Below are 15,663 nucleotides of genomic sequence, written 5' to 3'. Positions count from 1 at the left end.
CTTTAAAATTATTCTGTGGCCTCGCCAATGGAACTTTCTTCCGCTGTAAGTTCTTTTATATGAGGCAAATCATTCATGCTATTTATACCAAAATAATCCATAAACAGGCTGCTTGTACCATAAAGTATCGGTTTGCCAACCGCTTCAGATTTGCCTACAATGGCTATTAATTCCTTTTCTAGCAGCTTTTGTATCGAGTAATCACAGTTCACACCACGTATCTGTTCAACATCTGTTTTGGTGGTTGGCTGCCGGTAAGCAATTACCGCGAGTGTTTCCAGGGCTGCCTGGCTCAGTTTCTTTTTTGAGCGTTGCGATTGCAGCAGATTAATAACCGGATGAAAAGGTTTTTTGGTGAGAAATTGGTAACCATTATTTACTTTAACCAACTCAATTGCCAAATTTTCATCCTGGTATTTTTCTATTATAGTGATGATGCTCTGATTTATTTGTTCAATGCTGATATCCTCTTCCAGCGCTGCTTGTAAGCAATAAGCTATCTCCTCAACCCGCAAACTTTGCTCAGATGAGAATATAAGCGCTTCAATATAAAGGTCTGTGTTTAACATTTTTAACTATAAATTTAAGTTGTATTCCCTGAGGTTGTAATCAATAACCTGAAAGTAAAAAACCGCATACGTTTATTAGGCGTATCTACCTGTATAAACTTATAAAATTAATCATCTATTATGAAAACGGAAACAGATTTAACTAATGTTAATGTAAATATGGCCCGTAGGTCGTTTTTACGTTATGCGGGCGTAGGAGTGGCAGGGGTAGGCTTACTATCAGTTGCATCCTCATGCCATAAAGACCATAATGTTGTGCCTACAGCGGGTGTAACTGATGTAGGCAGCGGTGATACCGGTATATTAAATTTCGCCTACGCGCTGGAACAATTAGAAGCTGCATTTTATTTACAAGTGGTTGCTACCCCCTACACCGGCATTCCATCAATCGAATTAACGTATTTAACTGATATACGTGATCATGAAGTATGTCACCGTGAATTTTTTAAAGCGGCATTAGGCACCAGTGCCATAAAAGGATTAACCCCTGATTTTAGCGCTATTGACTTCACAAGCAGAACAGCGGTATTAGGAGCTGCCAAAGTTTTTGAAGATTTAGGTGTAACTGCTTATGATGGTATTGCTTATAACATCCAGAATGCTGCTTATTTATCCATTGCGGGTAGCATCGTTTCGGTAGAAGCAAGACATGCGGCCTTGATCGGAAACTTAATAACCCAGGGTAACTTCGTGTCGTCAGATCAGGTTGATGCCAACGGTTTAAACATCAGCAATAAACCAAGCGCGGTGTTAGTAGGAGCCAACACTTATTTGAAGACTAAAGTTTCAGCTAACAGTTTCAGTTAATCACCTTTAACAATTACAATCATGAATTTATTTAGTATAGTAGAAGAAATAGAGAAAATTGACCCGGAATTTAATGACCGGATCAGCCCTCGTCGCGACGCGATAAAAAATATTACGAGCTTTGGTTCTAAGGTAGCTATTGCTGCGGTTCCATTTGCTTTAGGCAATTTATTCAAAAAAGCCTATGGTCAATCAGCATCAGCAAGTGTAATTAGTGTATTAAACTTTGCTTTAACACTTGAAATATTAGAAGCGACATTTTACAACGATGGGATGGCCGCTTCAGGATTAGTAACTGATACCTCTTATATCTCTCAAATTCAGTCTGACGAAAACAAACACGTTACGTTTTTAACAAGCGCAATTAATGCCGCAGGTGGTACCCCGGTTACCGCGTCTGATTTTGTGTATTTAGATTATACCGGTGGTGCTGGTTCACAGGCTGGCCCATTCACTGGTGTTTTTACCAACTATCAAACATTTTTAGCTGTTGCCGAAACATTTGAAGATACAGGCGTACGCGCATACAAAGGCCAGGCCCCTAATTTATTGGGTAACCAAACTTATTTAACTGCAGCACTTGATATACACGCTGTAGAAGCAAGGCACGCATCAGCCATCCGTTATTTACGTATGACCAAATATGGTGCAACTGTATTGCCATGGATTACCAGTGCTGCATCAGGAAGTGTTGATACTTCAGGCGCTGCAAGTAATGATACCGGTGTTGCGGCAGTAAATGCAAACTACGGTGGTGCTACTCCAGAAAATACAAGTGTACAAGGTGGCGTTAACATCCTTAATTTACCTAGTGCAACAAGTAGTACAACAACAGTTGCTGCTGCAACGGCGGCGTTTGATGAACCGTTAACAATGAGTGAAGTACTTGCTATATTAGTGCCAGCATTTACAAAACCAAAAAGTTAATTAGTAAGTTAATAAAACAAAAAACGCCATGTATTATTTACATGGCGTTTTTTATTGGGTTTATATTTCTAATAATTAATAACCTGCTCTTCAATTTGTACAGGTACATCGCGCCATTCATATTTTTGGTTGCGTAGCTGTGGTTCAAAACCTGCTTCGGCTATTGAGTCCTGTATGCCTTTGGCAGTGAATCGATGTGGCGCACCTGCTGCCGATACTACATTTTCTTCGATCATGATCGATCCAAAATCATTTGCACCTGCCTGTAAGCATATTTGGGCAACTTGTTTACCTACAGTAAGCCATGATGCCTGTATGTTTTTGATATTAGGCAGCATTATGCGGCTTAACGCAATCATGCGGATGTATTCATCGCCTGTTACATTATTCGTAATGCCGCGCACTTTACGCAACAGCGTGCCATCATCCTGGAAAGGCCATGGTATAAATGCCACAAAGCCATAATGGCCTTCAGGTTTTTCGGACTGAACTTCGCGTATCCAAACTAAATGCTCAAAACGCTCTTCAATAGTTTCTACGTGGCCAAACATCATGGTGGCTGAACTTGGTAAATTAAGCTGATGTGCCGCACGCATAACATCTAACCATTCCTTGCCACCACATTTTCCTTTCGAAATCAGTCTGCGTACACGGTCGTTCAATATCTCAGCACCCGCGCCGGGTAACGAATCCAAGCCGGATTCTTTCATCGCCCTTAATACATCAATATGGCTCATGTTTTCCAGTTTCGCTACGTGAGCAATCTCCGGTGGGCCTAGTGAGTGTAATTTTAGGGTTGGATATAATTCTTTTAACTGTTTAAATAAGTCGGTATAAAAAGATAAACCTAAATCAGGGTGGTGACCGCCTTGTAATAACAACTGGTCGCCGCCATAACGGAAAGTTTCTTCGATCTTCTTTTTATAGGTTTCAATATCGGTAATGTAACTATCCTCGTGCCCCGGGCGACGGAAGAAATTGCAAAACTTACAGTTGGCTATACAAACGTTGGTAGTGTTTACATTACGATCTATCTGCCAGGTAACCTTGCCGTGCGGAACCTGCTTTTTACGCAGTTCGTTGGCCACGTACATCAAATCAGGAGTAGATGCATTATTATACAAAAAAACACCCTCTTCCTGGCTCAGGAAATCAAATTGTAAAGCGCGCTGTAACAGATCGGCTGTATTCATATACAAATATAGATAAAAAGTGATTAGAGAATACAGGTTAGAGATTAGCTAACATTGGGCTGACATTTTCCTGTACATATAGAAAACCAAACCAAGCGTCATTGCGAGGTACGAAGCAATCTATATGCTATACAGAGAACCGTAAGGGCGACCTGCCTATGTAGAGATTGCTTCGTTCCTCGCAATGACGATAGTTTATGATAAATTATTCTACCACCAACCCCTTATCCAATCTTAAAACCTTCGTCACACTATCCGGTATCTCATGCTGATAATGAGTTACGTAAATCAGCGTCACATCACTCATGTCGCAAATTGTATTTACTATCTGCTTAAAGTTTAGTTGCTGATGCTCATCCATTCCCTGGCAAGGCTCATCAAATATCAATAGGTCAGGGTTTTTAATAAGTGCTCTGGCCAATAAACATAAACGTTGCGCGCTGGCCGGGATGTTTTTTAATAGTGTACGTGCATATTTATCGATCTCTAAAGCCTGCATCCATGCTAAAGCAGTATCAGCCTTAACTTTCTGACTTGGCCTAAATAATCCCAAAGTATCATAATAACCCGATTCAATCACCTGCAAGCAACTGTTATCTGTCGGGAAGTATTGATGAAGCTCCGGCGATACAAAACCTATTTTCTTCTTAATATCCCAGATACTTTCTCCGCTGCCGCGCTTTACATCAAACAAAACAATATCATTGGCATAAGCTTGTGGGTTATCGCCATTAACCAAACTTAACAAGGTCGATTTTCCGGCACCATTCGGCCCTAGCAATGCCCATCGCTCGCCAGGCAACACTTGCCAGTTTACTTTATCCAGAATAACTTTTTCGCCATATTTTATATGCACATCATTCATTTTTACCATGTAGGCATAGGCCGACTTTTCAGTATTGTTAAGCAAGCTTTTCAACTTTTCCGCATCTACATTGGTTTTTGCCTCGTCTTTAAACAGCTCCGGATTAAAGTCAGCCTTTGCTATAGTCTGAACTATTTCCCCATCCTCCAAAACGGCAATGTGGGTTATCGCATCAGGTATCTCTCTTGGTGATGTCGCAATAATCACCGAAATTCCGGAGTTGGTTATCTCGGTCAGTATCGTATTAAATAACTGGCGCGTCTGCACATCAAGGCCGGTTAATGGGGTATCCAGTAATAACAAAACCGGGTTTTTGATCAACGCTGCCGCAATCAATAGCCGCTTGGTTTCGCCGTTGGATAGTTTGATGAGCTGTTTGCTTCGTAGTGGCTCTAACCTTAATGTTTCAATAACCTTATCAAAGGTCCAATAGTTGTTACCACCGTCAACATGTTTTATATCATTCAGATATTCTTCAACAGTTTGCGCGTCTTCCGAGTCCGACGAATTATATCGCTGCTGATAATAAAATTCAGTAGTGTTGGATAGATTCCTGAAATGATGTTTCGACTCCACCAAAGCAATCAGTTTATGATGTGTTAAAGTAGGATCATGATTGGGGTGGTGTGCTAAAAACTCTTCAAAAAAGGTATAATTTACCTCACCTCCGGTAACATTAAACCTGCCGGTAATAGTTTGTAATAGTGCGCTTTTACCAGAGCCGCTTTTACCAATCAAAGCCCAGTTTTCACCCTTATTTATATGGAATGACAGGTTTTTAAATATATGATTGTTTAAATAACGTACGCTGGCGTGCTGTATAGATAGTATGGTAGTGCTCATGATAGATAAGTAGGCGGTAAAAATACTTATCTGTTTTATAAACAGGTATAATTATTGTAGTAATTTATGAAATTCAATCACATAAACTTTTTATCATGAGAAAATTAAACTTGTTATTGATTGCTATGGTTGTAATGAGCATGAGCAGTTGCGCCCTTATTGGCGGTATTTTTAAGGCAGGGGCTATAGTGGGTATTCTCGCGGTGTTTATTGTTATCGCGATTATTATCTGGATAATATCGCTGTTCAGGGGCAGGTCATAAAACATTGCCGCCACAACTATATTTCAAAAAAAAGTATTAACTAAAAAAGCCCTGCTAGCAGGGCTTTTTGTTGTACTAGGAAATAATTATTTCTTAGCAGTTGTGTCTTTAGTCATTTTAGCTGAATCAGCTTTCATTTTACCAGTGTCAGCTTTCATTTTAGATGAATCAGCCATTTTAGTTGAATCTGCTGCTTTAGCTGAATCAGCCATTTTAGTAGAATCAGCTGAAGCTGAAGAAGATTTGCTTTTGCAAGCTGCGAAAGAACAAGCGATAGCTAAAGCTAATACGCTAACTTTGATTGAATTTTTCATGTTAATTTTTTTTAAGTGATTAATAGTTTTGCTGATTAATACCTGAAATGACAAAAGGTAACCCATGTTTTTGAAAAAAAATCATGGATTACCTTTTTAAATTATAAAAAAACTAATAATCAGGGTGTTATTATTTCTTTTTGGTTTCTGTTGTTTTAGTAACAGTTTTAATGGTAGTGTCTTTATGGGTACTATCGTTTTTAATAGTAGTATCGTTTTTAAGGGTATCCTTCGTGATTTTTGTTGAGTCTACCTTAGTGCTGTCGCCAGCTGAACCGCTTTTGTGGCCACCGCAAGCAGCTACCGAAATTGAAACTACCAGGGCTAATGCCGCGATTTTAAATGAGTTTTTCATGGTTATGTTTTTATAGATTTATAATCTTAATACAATAATGTATGAAAAGTAACCCATCTGCCTGAATAAATATCTGAAATACAGCTAAATGAGTAATCGGGCAGAATGATTTGCATTACTCTGCCCGATTAAATAATTACATTTTTTTAGTTGTGTCCTTTTTAGTGGTATCAACTTTTACAGTGTCTTTTTTAGTGCTGTCAACAGTTGTTTTTGAAGTTGAATCAACTTTTACAGTAGTTGAATCAACACCTGAAGTTGCTTTTTTTGAACCGCAAGCAGCAAATGTTAATACAGCTGCAGCTACTAATGTTGTTTTGATAATGTTTTTCATGATGTTTATTTTTAAGTGTTACTTTGCATTAATGCCCGTTTTTCAAAAAGGTAACCTTATTTTAATAAATTAGTTTTTTTTGAAAAACAGGGTTACCATTTCATATAAATTGTATTAAGTAGTAATATCAGGTGAATAAAGAATTAAAAGATTCAATACCAACGGATAGTGAGGTTATATTAGGCATACTTAATAACTCGGAAAGTGTTTTAAAGCGCATGTATGTGGCTTACTTTCCGATGATTTTACAGCTAATAATAAATAATAACGGCACCGCTGATGATGCCAAGGATATTTACCAGGAGGCCGTTATTATATTATATAACAAAATTAAGGCTGGGGATTTTGAGCTGAGCAGTAAGCTTAAAACCTTTATTTATTCAATCTGCCGACGGCTTTGGCTTAAAAGGCTGAGCCACATGAGCAGGTTTGGAGGGGATATAAGGGATTTTCAGGAGCATATGCATGTTGAAGATGAAGTTGAAAAACAGAACGACATGGATATACAGTTTAGTAAAATGGAGAGTGCGCTCCAATTATTAGGCGAACCCTGTAAAACCATAATGGAGGATTTTTATATCCATAACCTAAGCATGCAGGATATATGCGAAAGGTTTGGTTATACCAATGCTGATAATGCGAAAACGCAAAAATATAAATGTTTGCAAAGGTTGAAGAAGTTGTTTTTTCAGCAGAAATAAGAGAGGCGAAAATGAACGAGTATAAATTACAGGAAGAAATTGAACGGTATCTGAACGGCGAAATGAGCCCGGAAGAGCTAAAGCAGTTTGAATTGCTCCGTAAGGAAAATACTGCTATTGATACCAAGGTTAACGAACACCAGGATTTCACCAAACTGTTAAAGCAGTACAGCGACCGCCTGGCATTGGAAAACCGCCTGAATGCTATTCATGACGAAATTGATGTGCATACCCTGGCCGATGAGCTGATGGTTCATCCATCATGGGTGGTACAGTTGTGGCGTAATCACCATTCAAAAATATCAGTAGCGGCATCGGTTGCTATATTTGCTATTTTGAGTGTAATGTTCTTAACCGGTAAAATGACTAACCAGGATTCGCAATACATACAGTTACGCCGCGAAGTAGGAAACCTTAAGAATAAAACTGATAAAATAAACCAAAAGCTTTCACAAAATGGCAGGGCCAATAGGTCTGCCAATGCCGAAAGGTTTAGCGGTACCGGTTTTGCCATTACCTCAAACGGATTAATAGCTACCAATTACCACGTAATTAATGGCGCGGATTCTGTCTATGTGCAAAATGCCGCCGGGAAATCATTTAAAGCGAAAGTTTTATACACCGAGCCTCAAAATGATATTGCTATCTTAAAAATTGTTGATACTTCGTTCAGAAATTTGGGTGCTATCCCTTATACCATTAAAAAAGCTGAGAGCGATTTGGCTGAAAGCGTTTACACCTATGGCTATCCGCAGGATGCGCCACATTTTGATGAAGGTAGGGTAACATCGGCTGTTGGTTTAAATGGCGACAGTTTAGATTACCAGATCTCTATCGCGATCAATCCCGGTAACAGTGGTAGCCCGCTAATGGATAGCAGAGGAAACGTTGTAGGTATTATACAGGGAAAACAAACTCAGCTGGAAGGCGTGCACTTCGCGGTAAAATCAAGCTATTTGCTGAGTGCGATCCACAACATCCCCGCCGATTCATTAACTAGAAAGATCAACCTGAATACTAAAAATACTTTAGCGGGATTAACCAGGGTTCAGCAAGTTAAAAAGTTGAACAACTATGTGTTCATCGTTAAGGTTTATCAATAAGAGCCCTATAAATTCACAATATATATAAACGAGAAAGGCTTCCAAACGGATGCCTTTTTTGTTGAGATGATTATCTTATCTATCTACTTCGCCTAGTACAAAATCTATTGAGCCCACAATCGCTATCAGATCGGCAATCATAACGCCTTTGGATATTTCGGGCAATACCGATAAATTACTAAAGCTCGGTCCCCGCGATTTTACACGTGTCGGTATCTCCGACTTCCCATCCGCCATAAAATAAAAGCCTAATTCGCCTTTGGCGCCTTCGCAACGCACGTAATAATCCTGCGCTTTTGGTATTATTTTACGTGGCATTTTAGCGCGCGGATCAAACTCTGGCGTACGTTTTAATTCTTTTTGTAAACGATCCAGGCATTGTTCAACCATTTTTAGTGATTGTTCTATCTCATCAATCCGCACTTTGTACCTGTCCCAGCAATCACCAACGGTACCCATTAGGCCCGTACCTACCGGAATATCAAATTCCAATTCAGGATATATAGAATAACCATCAATCCGGCGCAAATCCCATTTTAAACCCGAGCCACGCAGCATAGGGCCCGAGCATCCATAGTTTATAGCCACGTCCAGCGGCAACACGCCCACATTAGCCGTGCGACTAATAAATACCTGGTTGTCGGTTAAAAGCTCGTTCAGCTCAATCATTTTGGGCTTAAAGTAGTCGACAAATTCTCGGCAGCGTTCTTCAAAGCCAACCGGCAGGTCGTAAAACAACCCACCAACCCAAATATAGTTGTACAACATACGCGAGCCCGAAGCCCACTCCAGCATGCCCATAATATGCTCACGATCCCTGAAACACCACAAGAATGGCGTAAAAGCCCCTATATCAATGCCATAAGTACCAATAGCTATCAGGTGTGATGCAATGCGGTTCAACTCGCAAACCAGCACGCGGATATATTCAATACGTTTAGGAATGTCCTTATCAATCCCCATCATCCGCTCAACACCCATTACAAAGGCGTGGCTGTTATTCATAGATGCCAGGTAGTCCATCCTGTCGGTGAACGGGATAGTCTGCTGATAGGTCAGCGATTCTGCATGTTTCTCAAAACAACGGTGCAAATAACCAAGGTGGGGGATAACCTCCTTAACAATTTCGCCATCAGTAATTAACTCCAACCGCAAAACACCATGCGTCGACGGATGCTGAGGCCCCATATTCAGCACCATATCTTCAACAGCAGCATTGGCTATTTTTTCGTAATATCGTTGTAATGCTTCGTTCAATGTAAATCTTATTTTATCCGCTTCGTCATTGCGAGGAACGAAGCAATCTTTAAGCTGTACAGAGCGGCTCTTCAAGTCGGGGATTGCCACGCTATCGCTCGCAATGACGCTTTTGCTAATCTATTTTTTATTTATGTTTTGTCATTCTGAGCGGAGCGAAGAGTCTTCTTCGATTTGCATAGCGGACTTTGCTCTTGTAGAAGATTCTTCGCTCCGCTCAGAATGACAATGGTTTAATCTATCTTAATTCCCTTATAATACTCCGCGTTTTTATAATCTTTTCTCAACGGAAAACCTTCCCAATCATCCGGCATTAAAATACGCCTTAAGTCTGGGTGACCCTCAAAAAATATCCCCAGCATATCATAGGCCTCACGCTCATGCCAATCGGCCGAACGGTAAACAGAAACAATACTTGGAAACGATGGTAAATCGGCTAAATCCCGGCTATTTTCCTTGCTGATTTTTAAAGTCAGTTGTGTTTTGTAGGGGATTGATGCCAAATGATAAACAACGCCAAAACGGTTGGTTTCAGTCCCATAATCAACGCCACTCAAGCATGAAAGAAAATCAAAATAACTGTCGGGGTTATTGCGCAGCTCCAAACAAACATCAGCGATACGGTCCGCATCAATAAGTAGTGCAGACTGTAAGCCGCCAGTCTCTTCGCCAACAATTACGTCAGCGCCAAACTTAGCGGCCAATAATGCTTTAATACCCTCAAAACTCATGGTGCCAAACGAACTTTTTTCCAGTTTTTGTTGTCGATCTTTTTGTAAACGATGCGATCGTGCAGGCGGCTGCTGCGGCCTTGCCAAAACTCAACATAACGTGGCTTTAATACATATCCACCCCAAAAAGATGGTTTTGGTATTTCTTTATCATCACCGTACTCTTCAACCAGTTCTTCCCATTTCTTTTCCACAACATCACGACTTGGTATTTCCTGACTTTGTGGCGAAGCAACAGCCCCTAACTGGCTATTGCGCGGGCGAAGTTTAAAATATTTCTCAGAGTCTTCTTTGCTTAATTTCTCAATAGTTCCTTCAATCCGAACCTGTCTTTCCAGCGATCCCCAAAAGAAAGTCAATGCACCTAAAGGATTTTTAGTGATCTCTTTTCCCTTACGGCTTAAATAGTTGGTATAAAACACAAATCCAGATGGATCAAATCCCTTTAATAATACTACCCTGGCTGATGGGCGGCCGTCGTAAGTCGCTGTTGCCAGGGTCATGGCATTGGGCTCATGTTCTTGTGCTTCCACGGCTTCGTTAAACCATTTTTCAAATTGTTTAATTGGGTCGCCTTTGGTTGTATCTTCTGATAATGAGGCGGCACTGTAGTCCAGTCTCATGTTTTGTAACTCGTTTTGGTCCATTAATGCAAACTTACTAATTAAATGAACCGTATATATGTTATATAATTCATTTTTTGGTAAATGAACTTATTTTTACGATGATTGTTGTAACATTATAATTATACAAATATGCTTAGTTCAATATCAGCCGCGGTTGGGCATTTATTAATATCAGAGCCATTTATGATGGACCCTAATTTTAAGCGCTCTGTTATTATCCTGACGGAATACTCCGAATCAGGAGCGGTAGGCTTTGTATTGAACCACCAGAGTGAATATTTATTGGGTGATATTTTGCCTGATACTTCTTATTCTGAGATGCCGGTATATGTTGGCGGCCCGGTAGGAAAAAACACCCTGCACTTTATCCATAGCCGCCCGGATCTGATCCCTAACGGTATAGAAATTTGGGACGGGGTATTTTGGGGTGGTGATTTTGAAGTGGTAAAAGACCTGATATCACAATATCAACTGAAAGAAAGTGAGATCAAATTTTTCACCGGCTATTCCGGCTGGACAATCGGCCAGTTAGATGCCGAACTGCGCGAAAACGTATGGATCGTATCAGATAAATTCAGCCTGGATACAATTTTTACCCATGATGAAAATACACTATGGCGTGATGTGGTGATCAGCCTGGGCACACGCTACGCACATATTGCTAATTTTCCCGAAAATCCAGCGCTTAATTAATGAGCGATTGAGTGGGTTAGTGATTGAGTGAATATTAGATTTTTAACTAGTCTCTAATCTCCAGCCTCTAATCTTCTAAAGAAGCCGCCGACTCTTCAACTTTCCGTTTCAACTCTTCTTTGTAAGCGATCAGGTTTTGAACAATCGTTTCGTCACCGGTAGAAAGTATCTGCGCAGCTAAAATACCTGCATTTTTCGCGGCATTTAATGCTACGGTAGCAACCGGGATACCATTAGGCATTTGCAGGATAGATAATATTGAATCCCAGCCATCAATAGAATTACTCGATTTAACAGGAACACCAATTACCGGCAAATGCGTTAACGAAGCCACCATACCCGGTAAATGTGCGGCACCACCGGCACCTGCGATGATCACTTTCAAACCACGGTCAGCGGCTGCACGGGCATAGCTGAACATACGGTCAGGTGTACGATGGGCTGATATTACGGTAATTTCGTAATCAACGCCCAGTTCCTTTAAAACATCAGCAGCATCCTGCATAATATGCAAGTCGGATTTACTGCCCATTATTATTCCTATTTTTGGTTGGTTCATCATCAGCCCCCTCTAAATCTCCCCCGGTAGGGGAGACTTTAATTAAAAAATTTTTAAGCCCTCCCTACCGGGGAGGGTTGGGTAGGGCTTATTAGCTTACCACTTTCAATGTCTCCTGCACAAACTTCGCCTTTTCAATAGCCTTTTCCCTATCGCTATCAACAATAGTCACATGCCCCATTTTGCGGAAAGGTTTTGTTAGCGCCTTGCCATATAAATGTACATACACGCCTGCGCATTTTAATATTTTTTCGATGCCTTTATAAACTGCAGGGCCTTCATATCCGATTTCGCCTAAAACGTTTACCATAATGGCGTTATTCAGGCAGGCGGTATCGCCTAAGGGCTGGTTAAATATCGCGCGTAAATGCTGCTCAAATTGTGATACCACATTACCCTCAATACTCTGATGCCCGCTGTTATGCGGACGGGGGGCCAACTCATTTACCAATATCTTGCCATTCTTATCCAAAAACATCTCAACCGCCAGTATGCCTACTATCTTCAGTGTCTCAGCGATCTTTTTAGCAATATTTTCCGCTTCCTGATGAACTTCAAAGGGGAGGGTAGAGGGTTGGATAAGGAATTCCACCAAATTAACTTCGGGGTTAAACTCCATCTCCACCATCGGGAAGGTTTTTACTTCGCCATTCTCATTACGGGCAACTATTACGGCAATCTCTTTTTCAAAATCTATCAAGCGCTCAATCAGGCTTGGTTCAGTAAAAGCTTTATCAAGGTAAGATTCATTTACAACCTTGTAAACGCCTCGGCCATCATAACCATCCCTACGCAATTTTTGTATGTAGGGGAATGGAATAGGGCTTTCTTTTAATTCTTCGGGCGATGAAATGATCTTAAAATCTGCTGTCGGGATACCGTTTTCTTTAAAAAACTGCTTTTGCAGGCCTTTGTCCTGTATCAGTCTGATGATGCGCGATTGCGGATATACCAGCACGCCTTCTTTTTCCAGCTGTTCCATGGCTTCAACATTTACCTTTTCAATCTCGATGGTAAGCATATCAACCTTTTTGCCAAACTTGTAAACGGTTTCATAATCGCTCAATGAACCGACTACAAATTCATCGCACAATTTTTTGCATGGTGCTTCGCGATCCGGGTCAAGCACCTTTATGGTAACATTATAATTTATAGCCTGTTGTATCAGCATACGACCTAATTGGCCGCCGCCCAAAATGCCGAGTTTTAAGTCTCCGTAAAATGTTTTCATTTATAATGCAAGTTTACCCTAAATCTTTCAAAAAGCCTAAATCAATGTAATGCAAAGCAGCTTATACAATTTTTTTGATCGATGTGAAGTAAAGAATGGAGTGAACTAATATAAATATCAACCCTGTTTCTAAATAAAACAACCTGTTAATCGGCCCCAAGTGCATCAAAGAAGCGGTGATCAGGAAAACAACAGGCCCTGCAAAATACAACATTATTCGCATCGGTAGGCTGTTGCGGATGTGGGGCAGTGAAAAAAACAATACCGGCAGCACCATTAGCAATAATATAATGTTTAATAAAAATACGCCGGAAGCAATCATCTGCAGCATGGTTTTATAATCGTACCCTGTATTTTTTTGTGTTACCGAATAGTAAATGCAGGTGATGGCGATGTTTAGTATGGTTGATATAATGAACGTTGTGAAAAGCGTTTTGAGCAATTTTTTTGTCATGAGAAATATTATTTGCACTGCAAAGGTAAACGTAGTTATGGGAAAGTCATAATGCGCTTACGATGATGAGTTAGTAATGACGATTATGTCAGAGTAGTCTGCAAAAAGATACCTTTGTCTCAGTAAGACAATGAAGATTTTGATCAGAGATAAATATAATTTTAATTACTTTGGTGCATGGAAGTTTCAAATGTTGTAACCATACCCTCATTTTTGGGAAGCAAGGTAGCCAAGAAGCTTACTTTTACAGATCAGGGTATTAAAATTGAAACTGCCGGGCCTACTGTTATTATTCCGACTGAAAACATTAACGCGTTTCGATATAAGGTGGGATTGATGTATGGTTATTGGTTTGCTTTTGGACGCCAATATATTATTGAAACAAAAGATTTTCAAAACAAAATATTTGAGATCAAGCTAACCAGCATTTACGGCATAAAGCGGAAGGCATATTACGAGGCATGGTCTAAAATATATCAACTGCTTTGGAAATACTATTTTACCAGCACGTTAAATTACTATGCCGAGCTTTATAAGATCAGCCAGGTTTTTGAAATTGCGGGTGTAACCTTTGATACCGATGGTATAAGTTGGGACAAGAAAAATAAATTGCTATGGAATGAAATAGCTATCAGTAATTACCGCACCTATTTCATGATATATAATGCCAATAACATTAAGCAAACCAAAAGTTGCAGCTTCGCAAACGATTGGAATGCCTCAATTTTACAGCAGATTATAAAAGCCGTTGTTAAGCAACAGAAAGAAATAGCCGGAATTCAACAATAATAGATATCCATTTGTCATTCTGAGGAACGAAGAATCTTCTTCGATTTGCATAGCGGACTTTGCACAGTTAGAAGATTCTTCGCTACGCTTAGAATGACAATATTATATTAACCTTTCACCGCCTTCAACCACGCTTGGGCCATCAAACTTGCACCTGCTGGAGTAGGATGCACCCCATCAAGAGACCAATAAGTTGCCGGGGCTAATTTCAAAGCTTCATCCATCACGCTTTGGTATGGGATAAAAGCCGCGCCAAATTCATCCGCCATTTCACGGGCTACCTGGCGATAACCATCAAAAGCCGGGTACCACGAATCATTAACCGCTTTTACATTTTTCATCGCAAAAGCCTCGGCTATAATTAATTTTACGCCGGGTAAAGCCTGTTGGGTGCGCTCTAATAGTTTTTTATAGTCTGTTCTGTAGGTATCCAGCGTGCCTTTATAGCCTGATGTAATGGTGTGCCAGTAATCATTCACGCCCACCATAATGCTTAGTACGTTTGGTTTTATGGCAATGGTATCTGTATCCCATCTGTCAGCTAATTGAAACACCTTGTTGCCGCTTACTCCTTTATTATAGATCTTTAAGTTCTTGCTTGCATATTCTCTCAGCATATCAGCAGCTGTTAACAGCACATATCCCGAACCCAATGAACCAAAATCATTAGGCATGCTTTTGTTTTTATCGCGCCCCCAATCGGTGATGGAATCTCCCTGGAAAAGCACAATGTCATTTTCATTAATTATAGCCTTTTTGCTGTTCTCTTTAGCATAGGCTGATGAAATAATATCAGGGATAGCCAATGCGGCTATGGTGCCAATGGCGGCATTTTTAACAAAGTTTCGGCGGTTATTTTTTAGTATCATGGTAGGTGTTATAGTTTATTTCGCTAACGCAGATGCGCCACGAATTGGTATCGCTAATATAATTATTCTTTCCATTGGTGGTGCGTAATTACAAAATACAAAAATAAAAGGCAAAAAAAGTATCACTCTTAGGGCTATGAACCATCATCCATGAACTATGAACCTCCGGAAAAACCACTA

General features: G+C 40.2%; 20 protein-coding genes. 7 read left to right on the top strand and 13 right to left on the bottom strand.

What is annotated here, in order from left to right:
* Positions 1-8: 8 nt before the first annotated feature.
* Positions 9-569, bottom strand: coding sequence for an SMC-Scp complex subunit ScpB (scpB, locus tag GSQ74_RS10315; protein ID WP_158992889.1), 561 nt, complete (start codon positions 567-569; stop codon positions 9-11).
* A 120-nt stretch (positions 570-689) separates the two neighbouring features.
* Between scpB and GSQ74_RS10310 the strand changes: the two genes are divergently transcribed.
* A complete protein-coding gene (locus tag GSQ74_RS10310) occupies positions 690-1,376 on the top strand; it encodes a ferritin-like domain-containing protein (protein ID WP_158992887.1) in 687 nt (228 codons plus the stop codon).
* 21 nt (positions 1,377-1,397) lie between these two features.
* On the top strand, positions 1,398-2,303 hold the full coding sequence (locus tag GSQ74_RS10305) for a ferritin-like domain-containing protein (RefSeq protein WP_158992885.1): 906 nt from the start codon (positions 1,398-1,400) through the stop codon (positions 2,301-2,303).
* Between the two features lie 68 nt (positions 2,304-2,371).
* Here the strand turns inward: GSQ74_RS10305 and mqnC are convergent, their stop codons facing one another.
* Both mqnC and GSQ74_RS10295 read right to left on the bottom strand, forming a co-directional pair.
* Entirely contained in the window at positions 2,372-3,496 is a 1,125-nt protein-coding gene (gene mqnC, locus GSQ74_RS10300) for a cyclic dehypoxanthinyl futalosine synthase (protein WP_158992883.1), read from the bottom strand.
* Between the two features lie 205 nt (positions 3,497-3,701).
* Positions 3,702-5,204 (bottom strand): ATP-binding cassette domain-containing protein, encoded by a 1,503-nt coding sequence (locus tag GSQ74_RS10295; RefSeq protein ID WP_158992881.1) that lies wholly within the window; start codon positions 5,202-5,204, stop codon positions 3,702-3,704.
* A gap of 95 nt (positions 5,205-5,299) precedes the next feature.
* On the opposite strand from GSQ74_RS10295, the gene GSQ74_RS10290 reads away from it, so the two are divergent.
* Positions 5,300-5,467, top strand: coding sequence for a phosphatidate cytidylyltransferase (locus GSQ74_RS10290; protein WP_158992879.1), 168 nt, complete (start codon positions 5,300-5,302; stop codon positions 5,465-5,467).
* A gap of 86 nt (positions 5,468-5,553) precedes the next feature.
* Here the strand turns inward: GSQ74_RS10290 and GSQ74_RS10285 are convergent, their stop codons facing one another.
* From GSQ74_RS10285 to GSQ74_RS10275, 3 genes are all read right to left on the bottom strand, one after another.
* Positions 5,554-5,781 carry a hypothetical protein gene (locus GSQ74_RS10285; protein ID WP_158992877.1) on the bottom strand — a complete coding sequence of 76 codons (228 nt, stop codon included), beginning with the start codon at positions 5,779-5,781 and terminating at the stop codon, positions 5,554-5,556.
* A 130-nt stretch (positions 5,782-5,911) separates the two neighbouring features.
* Entirely contained in the window at positions 5,912-6,136 is a 225-nt protein-coding gene (locus GSQ74_RS10280) for a hypothetical protein (RefSeq protein ID WP_158992875.1), read from the bottom strand.
* A gap of 136 nt (positions 6,137-6,272) precedes the next feature.
* Positions 6,273-6,470 (bottom strand): hypothetical protein, encoded by a 198-nt coding sequence (locus GSQ74_RS10275; protein ID WP_158992873.1) that lies wholly within the window; start codon positions 6,468-6,470, stop codon positions 6,273-6,275.
* Positions 6,471-6,601: 131 nt separating this feature from the next.
* On the opposite strand from GSQ74_RS10275, the gene GSQ74_RS10270 reads away from it, so the two are divergent.
* Both GSQ74_RS10270 and GSQ74_RS10265 read left to right on the top strand, forming a co-directional pair.
* On the top strand, positions 6,602-7,171 hold the full coding sequence (locus GSQ74_RS10270) for an RNA polymerase sigma factor (protein ID WP_254060858.1): 570 nt from the start codon (positions 6,602-6,604) through the stop codon (positions 7,169-7,171).
* Positions 7,129-8,274 carry a S1C family serine protease gene (locus tag GSQ74_RS10265; protein ID WP_254060857.1) on the top strand — a complete coding sequence of 382 codons (1,146 nt, stop codon included), beginning with the start codon at positions 7,129-7,131 and terminating at the stop codon, positions 8,272-8,274. The genes GSQ74_RS10270 and GSQ74_RS10265 overlap by 43 nt, the downstream gene beginning before the upstream one ends.
* A gap of 75 nt (positions 8,275-8,349) precedes the next feature.
* Here the strand turns inward: GSQ74_RS10265 and GSQ74_RS10260 are convergent, their stop codons facing one another.
* From GSQ74_RS10260 to pdxH, 3 genes are all read right to left on the bottom strand, one after another.
* Positions 8,350-9,474: an NADH-quinone oxidoreductase subunit D gene (locus tag GSQ74_RS10260; protein WP_254060864.1), complete on the bottom strand. Its 1,125-nt coding sequence runs from the start codon at positions 9,472-9,474 to the stop codon at positions 8,350-8,352.
* Between the two features lie 290 nt (positions 9,475-9,764).
* The gene (locus GSQ74_RS10255; RefSeq protein ID WP_158992871.1) at positions 9,765-10,262 is read right to left on the bottom strand and encodes an NADH-quinone oxidoreductase subunit C; all 498 of its coding nucleotides are present in this window, start codon (positions 10,260-10,262) and stop codon (positions 9,765-9,767) included.
* On the bottom strand, positions 10,259-10,885 hold the full coding sequence (gene pdxH / locus GSQ74_RS10250) for a pyridoxamine 5'-phosphate oxidase (protein ID WP_254060856.1): 627 nt from the start codon (positions 10,883-10,885) through the stop codon (positions 10,259-10,261). Before pdxH ends, GSQ74_RS10255 begins: the two co-directional genes overlap by 4 nt.
* Positions 10,886-11,017: 132 nt before the next feature.
* Between pdxH and GSQ74_RS10245 the strand changes: the two genes are divergently transcribed.
* Complete coding sequence (locus tag GSQ74_RS10245; RefSeq protein ID WP_158992867.1) at positions 11,018-11,581, top strand: YqgE/AlgH family protein; 564 nt, start codon at positions 11,018-11,020, stop codon at positions 11,579-11,581.
* A gap of 67 nt (positions 11,582-11,648) precedes the next feature.
* On the opposite strand, the gene purE is transcribed toward GSQ74_RS10245, so the two are convergent.
* From purE to GSQ74_RS10230, 3 genes are all read right to left on the bottom strand, one after another.
* Positions 11,649-12,140, bottom strand: coding sequence for a 5-(carboxyamino)imidazole ribonucleotide mutase (gene purE / locus GSQ74_RS10240; protein ID WP_158993137.1), 492 nt, complete (start codon positions 12,138-12,140; stop codon positions 11,649-11,651).
* A gap of 91 nt (positions 12,141-12,231) precedes the next feature.
* Positions 12,232-13,371, bottom strand: a complete 1,140-nt coding sequence (locus GSQ74_RS10235; protein WP_158992865.1) for a 5-(carboxyamino)imidazole ribonucleotide synthase — start codon at positions 13,369-13,371, stop codon at positions 12,232-12,234.
* 61 nt (positions 13,372-13,432) lie between these two features.
* Positions 13,433-13,825, bottom strand: coding sequence for a hypothetical protein (locus GSQ74_RS10230; RefSeq protein ID WP_158992863.1), 393 nt, complete (start codon positions 13,823-13,825; stop codon positions 13,433-13,435).
* 177 nt (positions 13,826-14,002) lie between these two features.
* Between GSQ74_RS10230 and GSQ74_RS10225 the strand changes: the two genes are divergently transcribed.
* Positions 14,003-14,614 carry a hypothetical protein gene (locus GSQ74_RS10225; RefSeq protein ID WP_158992861.1) on the top strand — a complete coding sequence of 204 codons (612 nt, stop codon included), beginning with the start codon at positions 14,003-14,005 and terminating at the stop codon, positions 14,612-14,614.
* Between the two features lie 107 nt (positions 14,615-14,721).
* On the opposite strand, the gene GSQ74_RS10220 is transcribed toward GSQ74_RS10225, so the two are convergent.
* Positions 14,722-15,483: an SGNH/GDSL hydrolase family protein gene (locus GSQ74_RS10220; RefSeq protein ID WP_158992859.1), complete on the bottom strand. Its 762-nt coding sequence runs from the start codon at positions 15,481-15,483 to the stop codon at positions 14,722-14,724.
* Positions 15,484-15,663 lie beyond the last annotated feature (180 nt).

Origin of the sequence: Mucilaginibacter sp. L196, assembly GCF_009765905.1 — a bacterium.
Classification (GTDB): domain Bacteria; phylum Bacteroidota; class Bacteroidia; order Sphingobacteriales; family Sphingobacteriaceae; genus Mucilaginibacter.
Note: the sequence above shows the minus strand (reverse complement) of the source record. Positions and strands in the feature narration are given on the sequence as shown.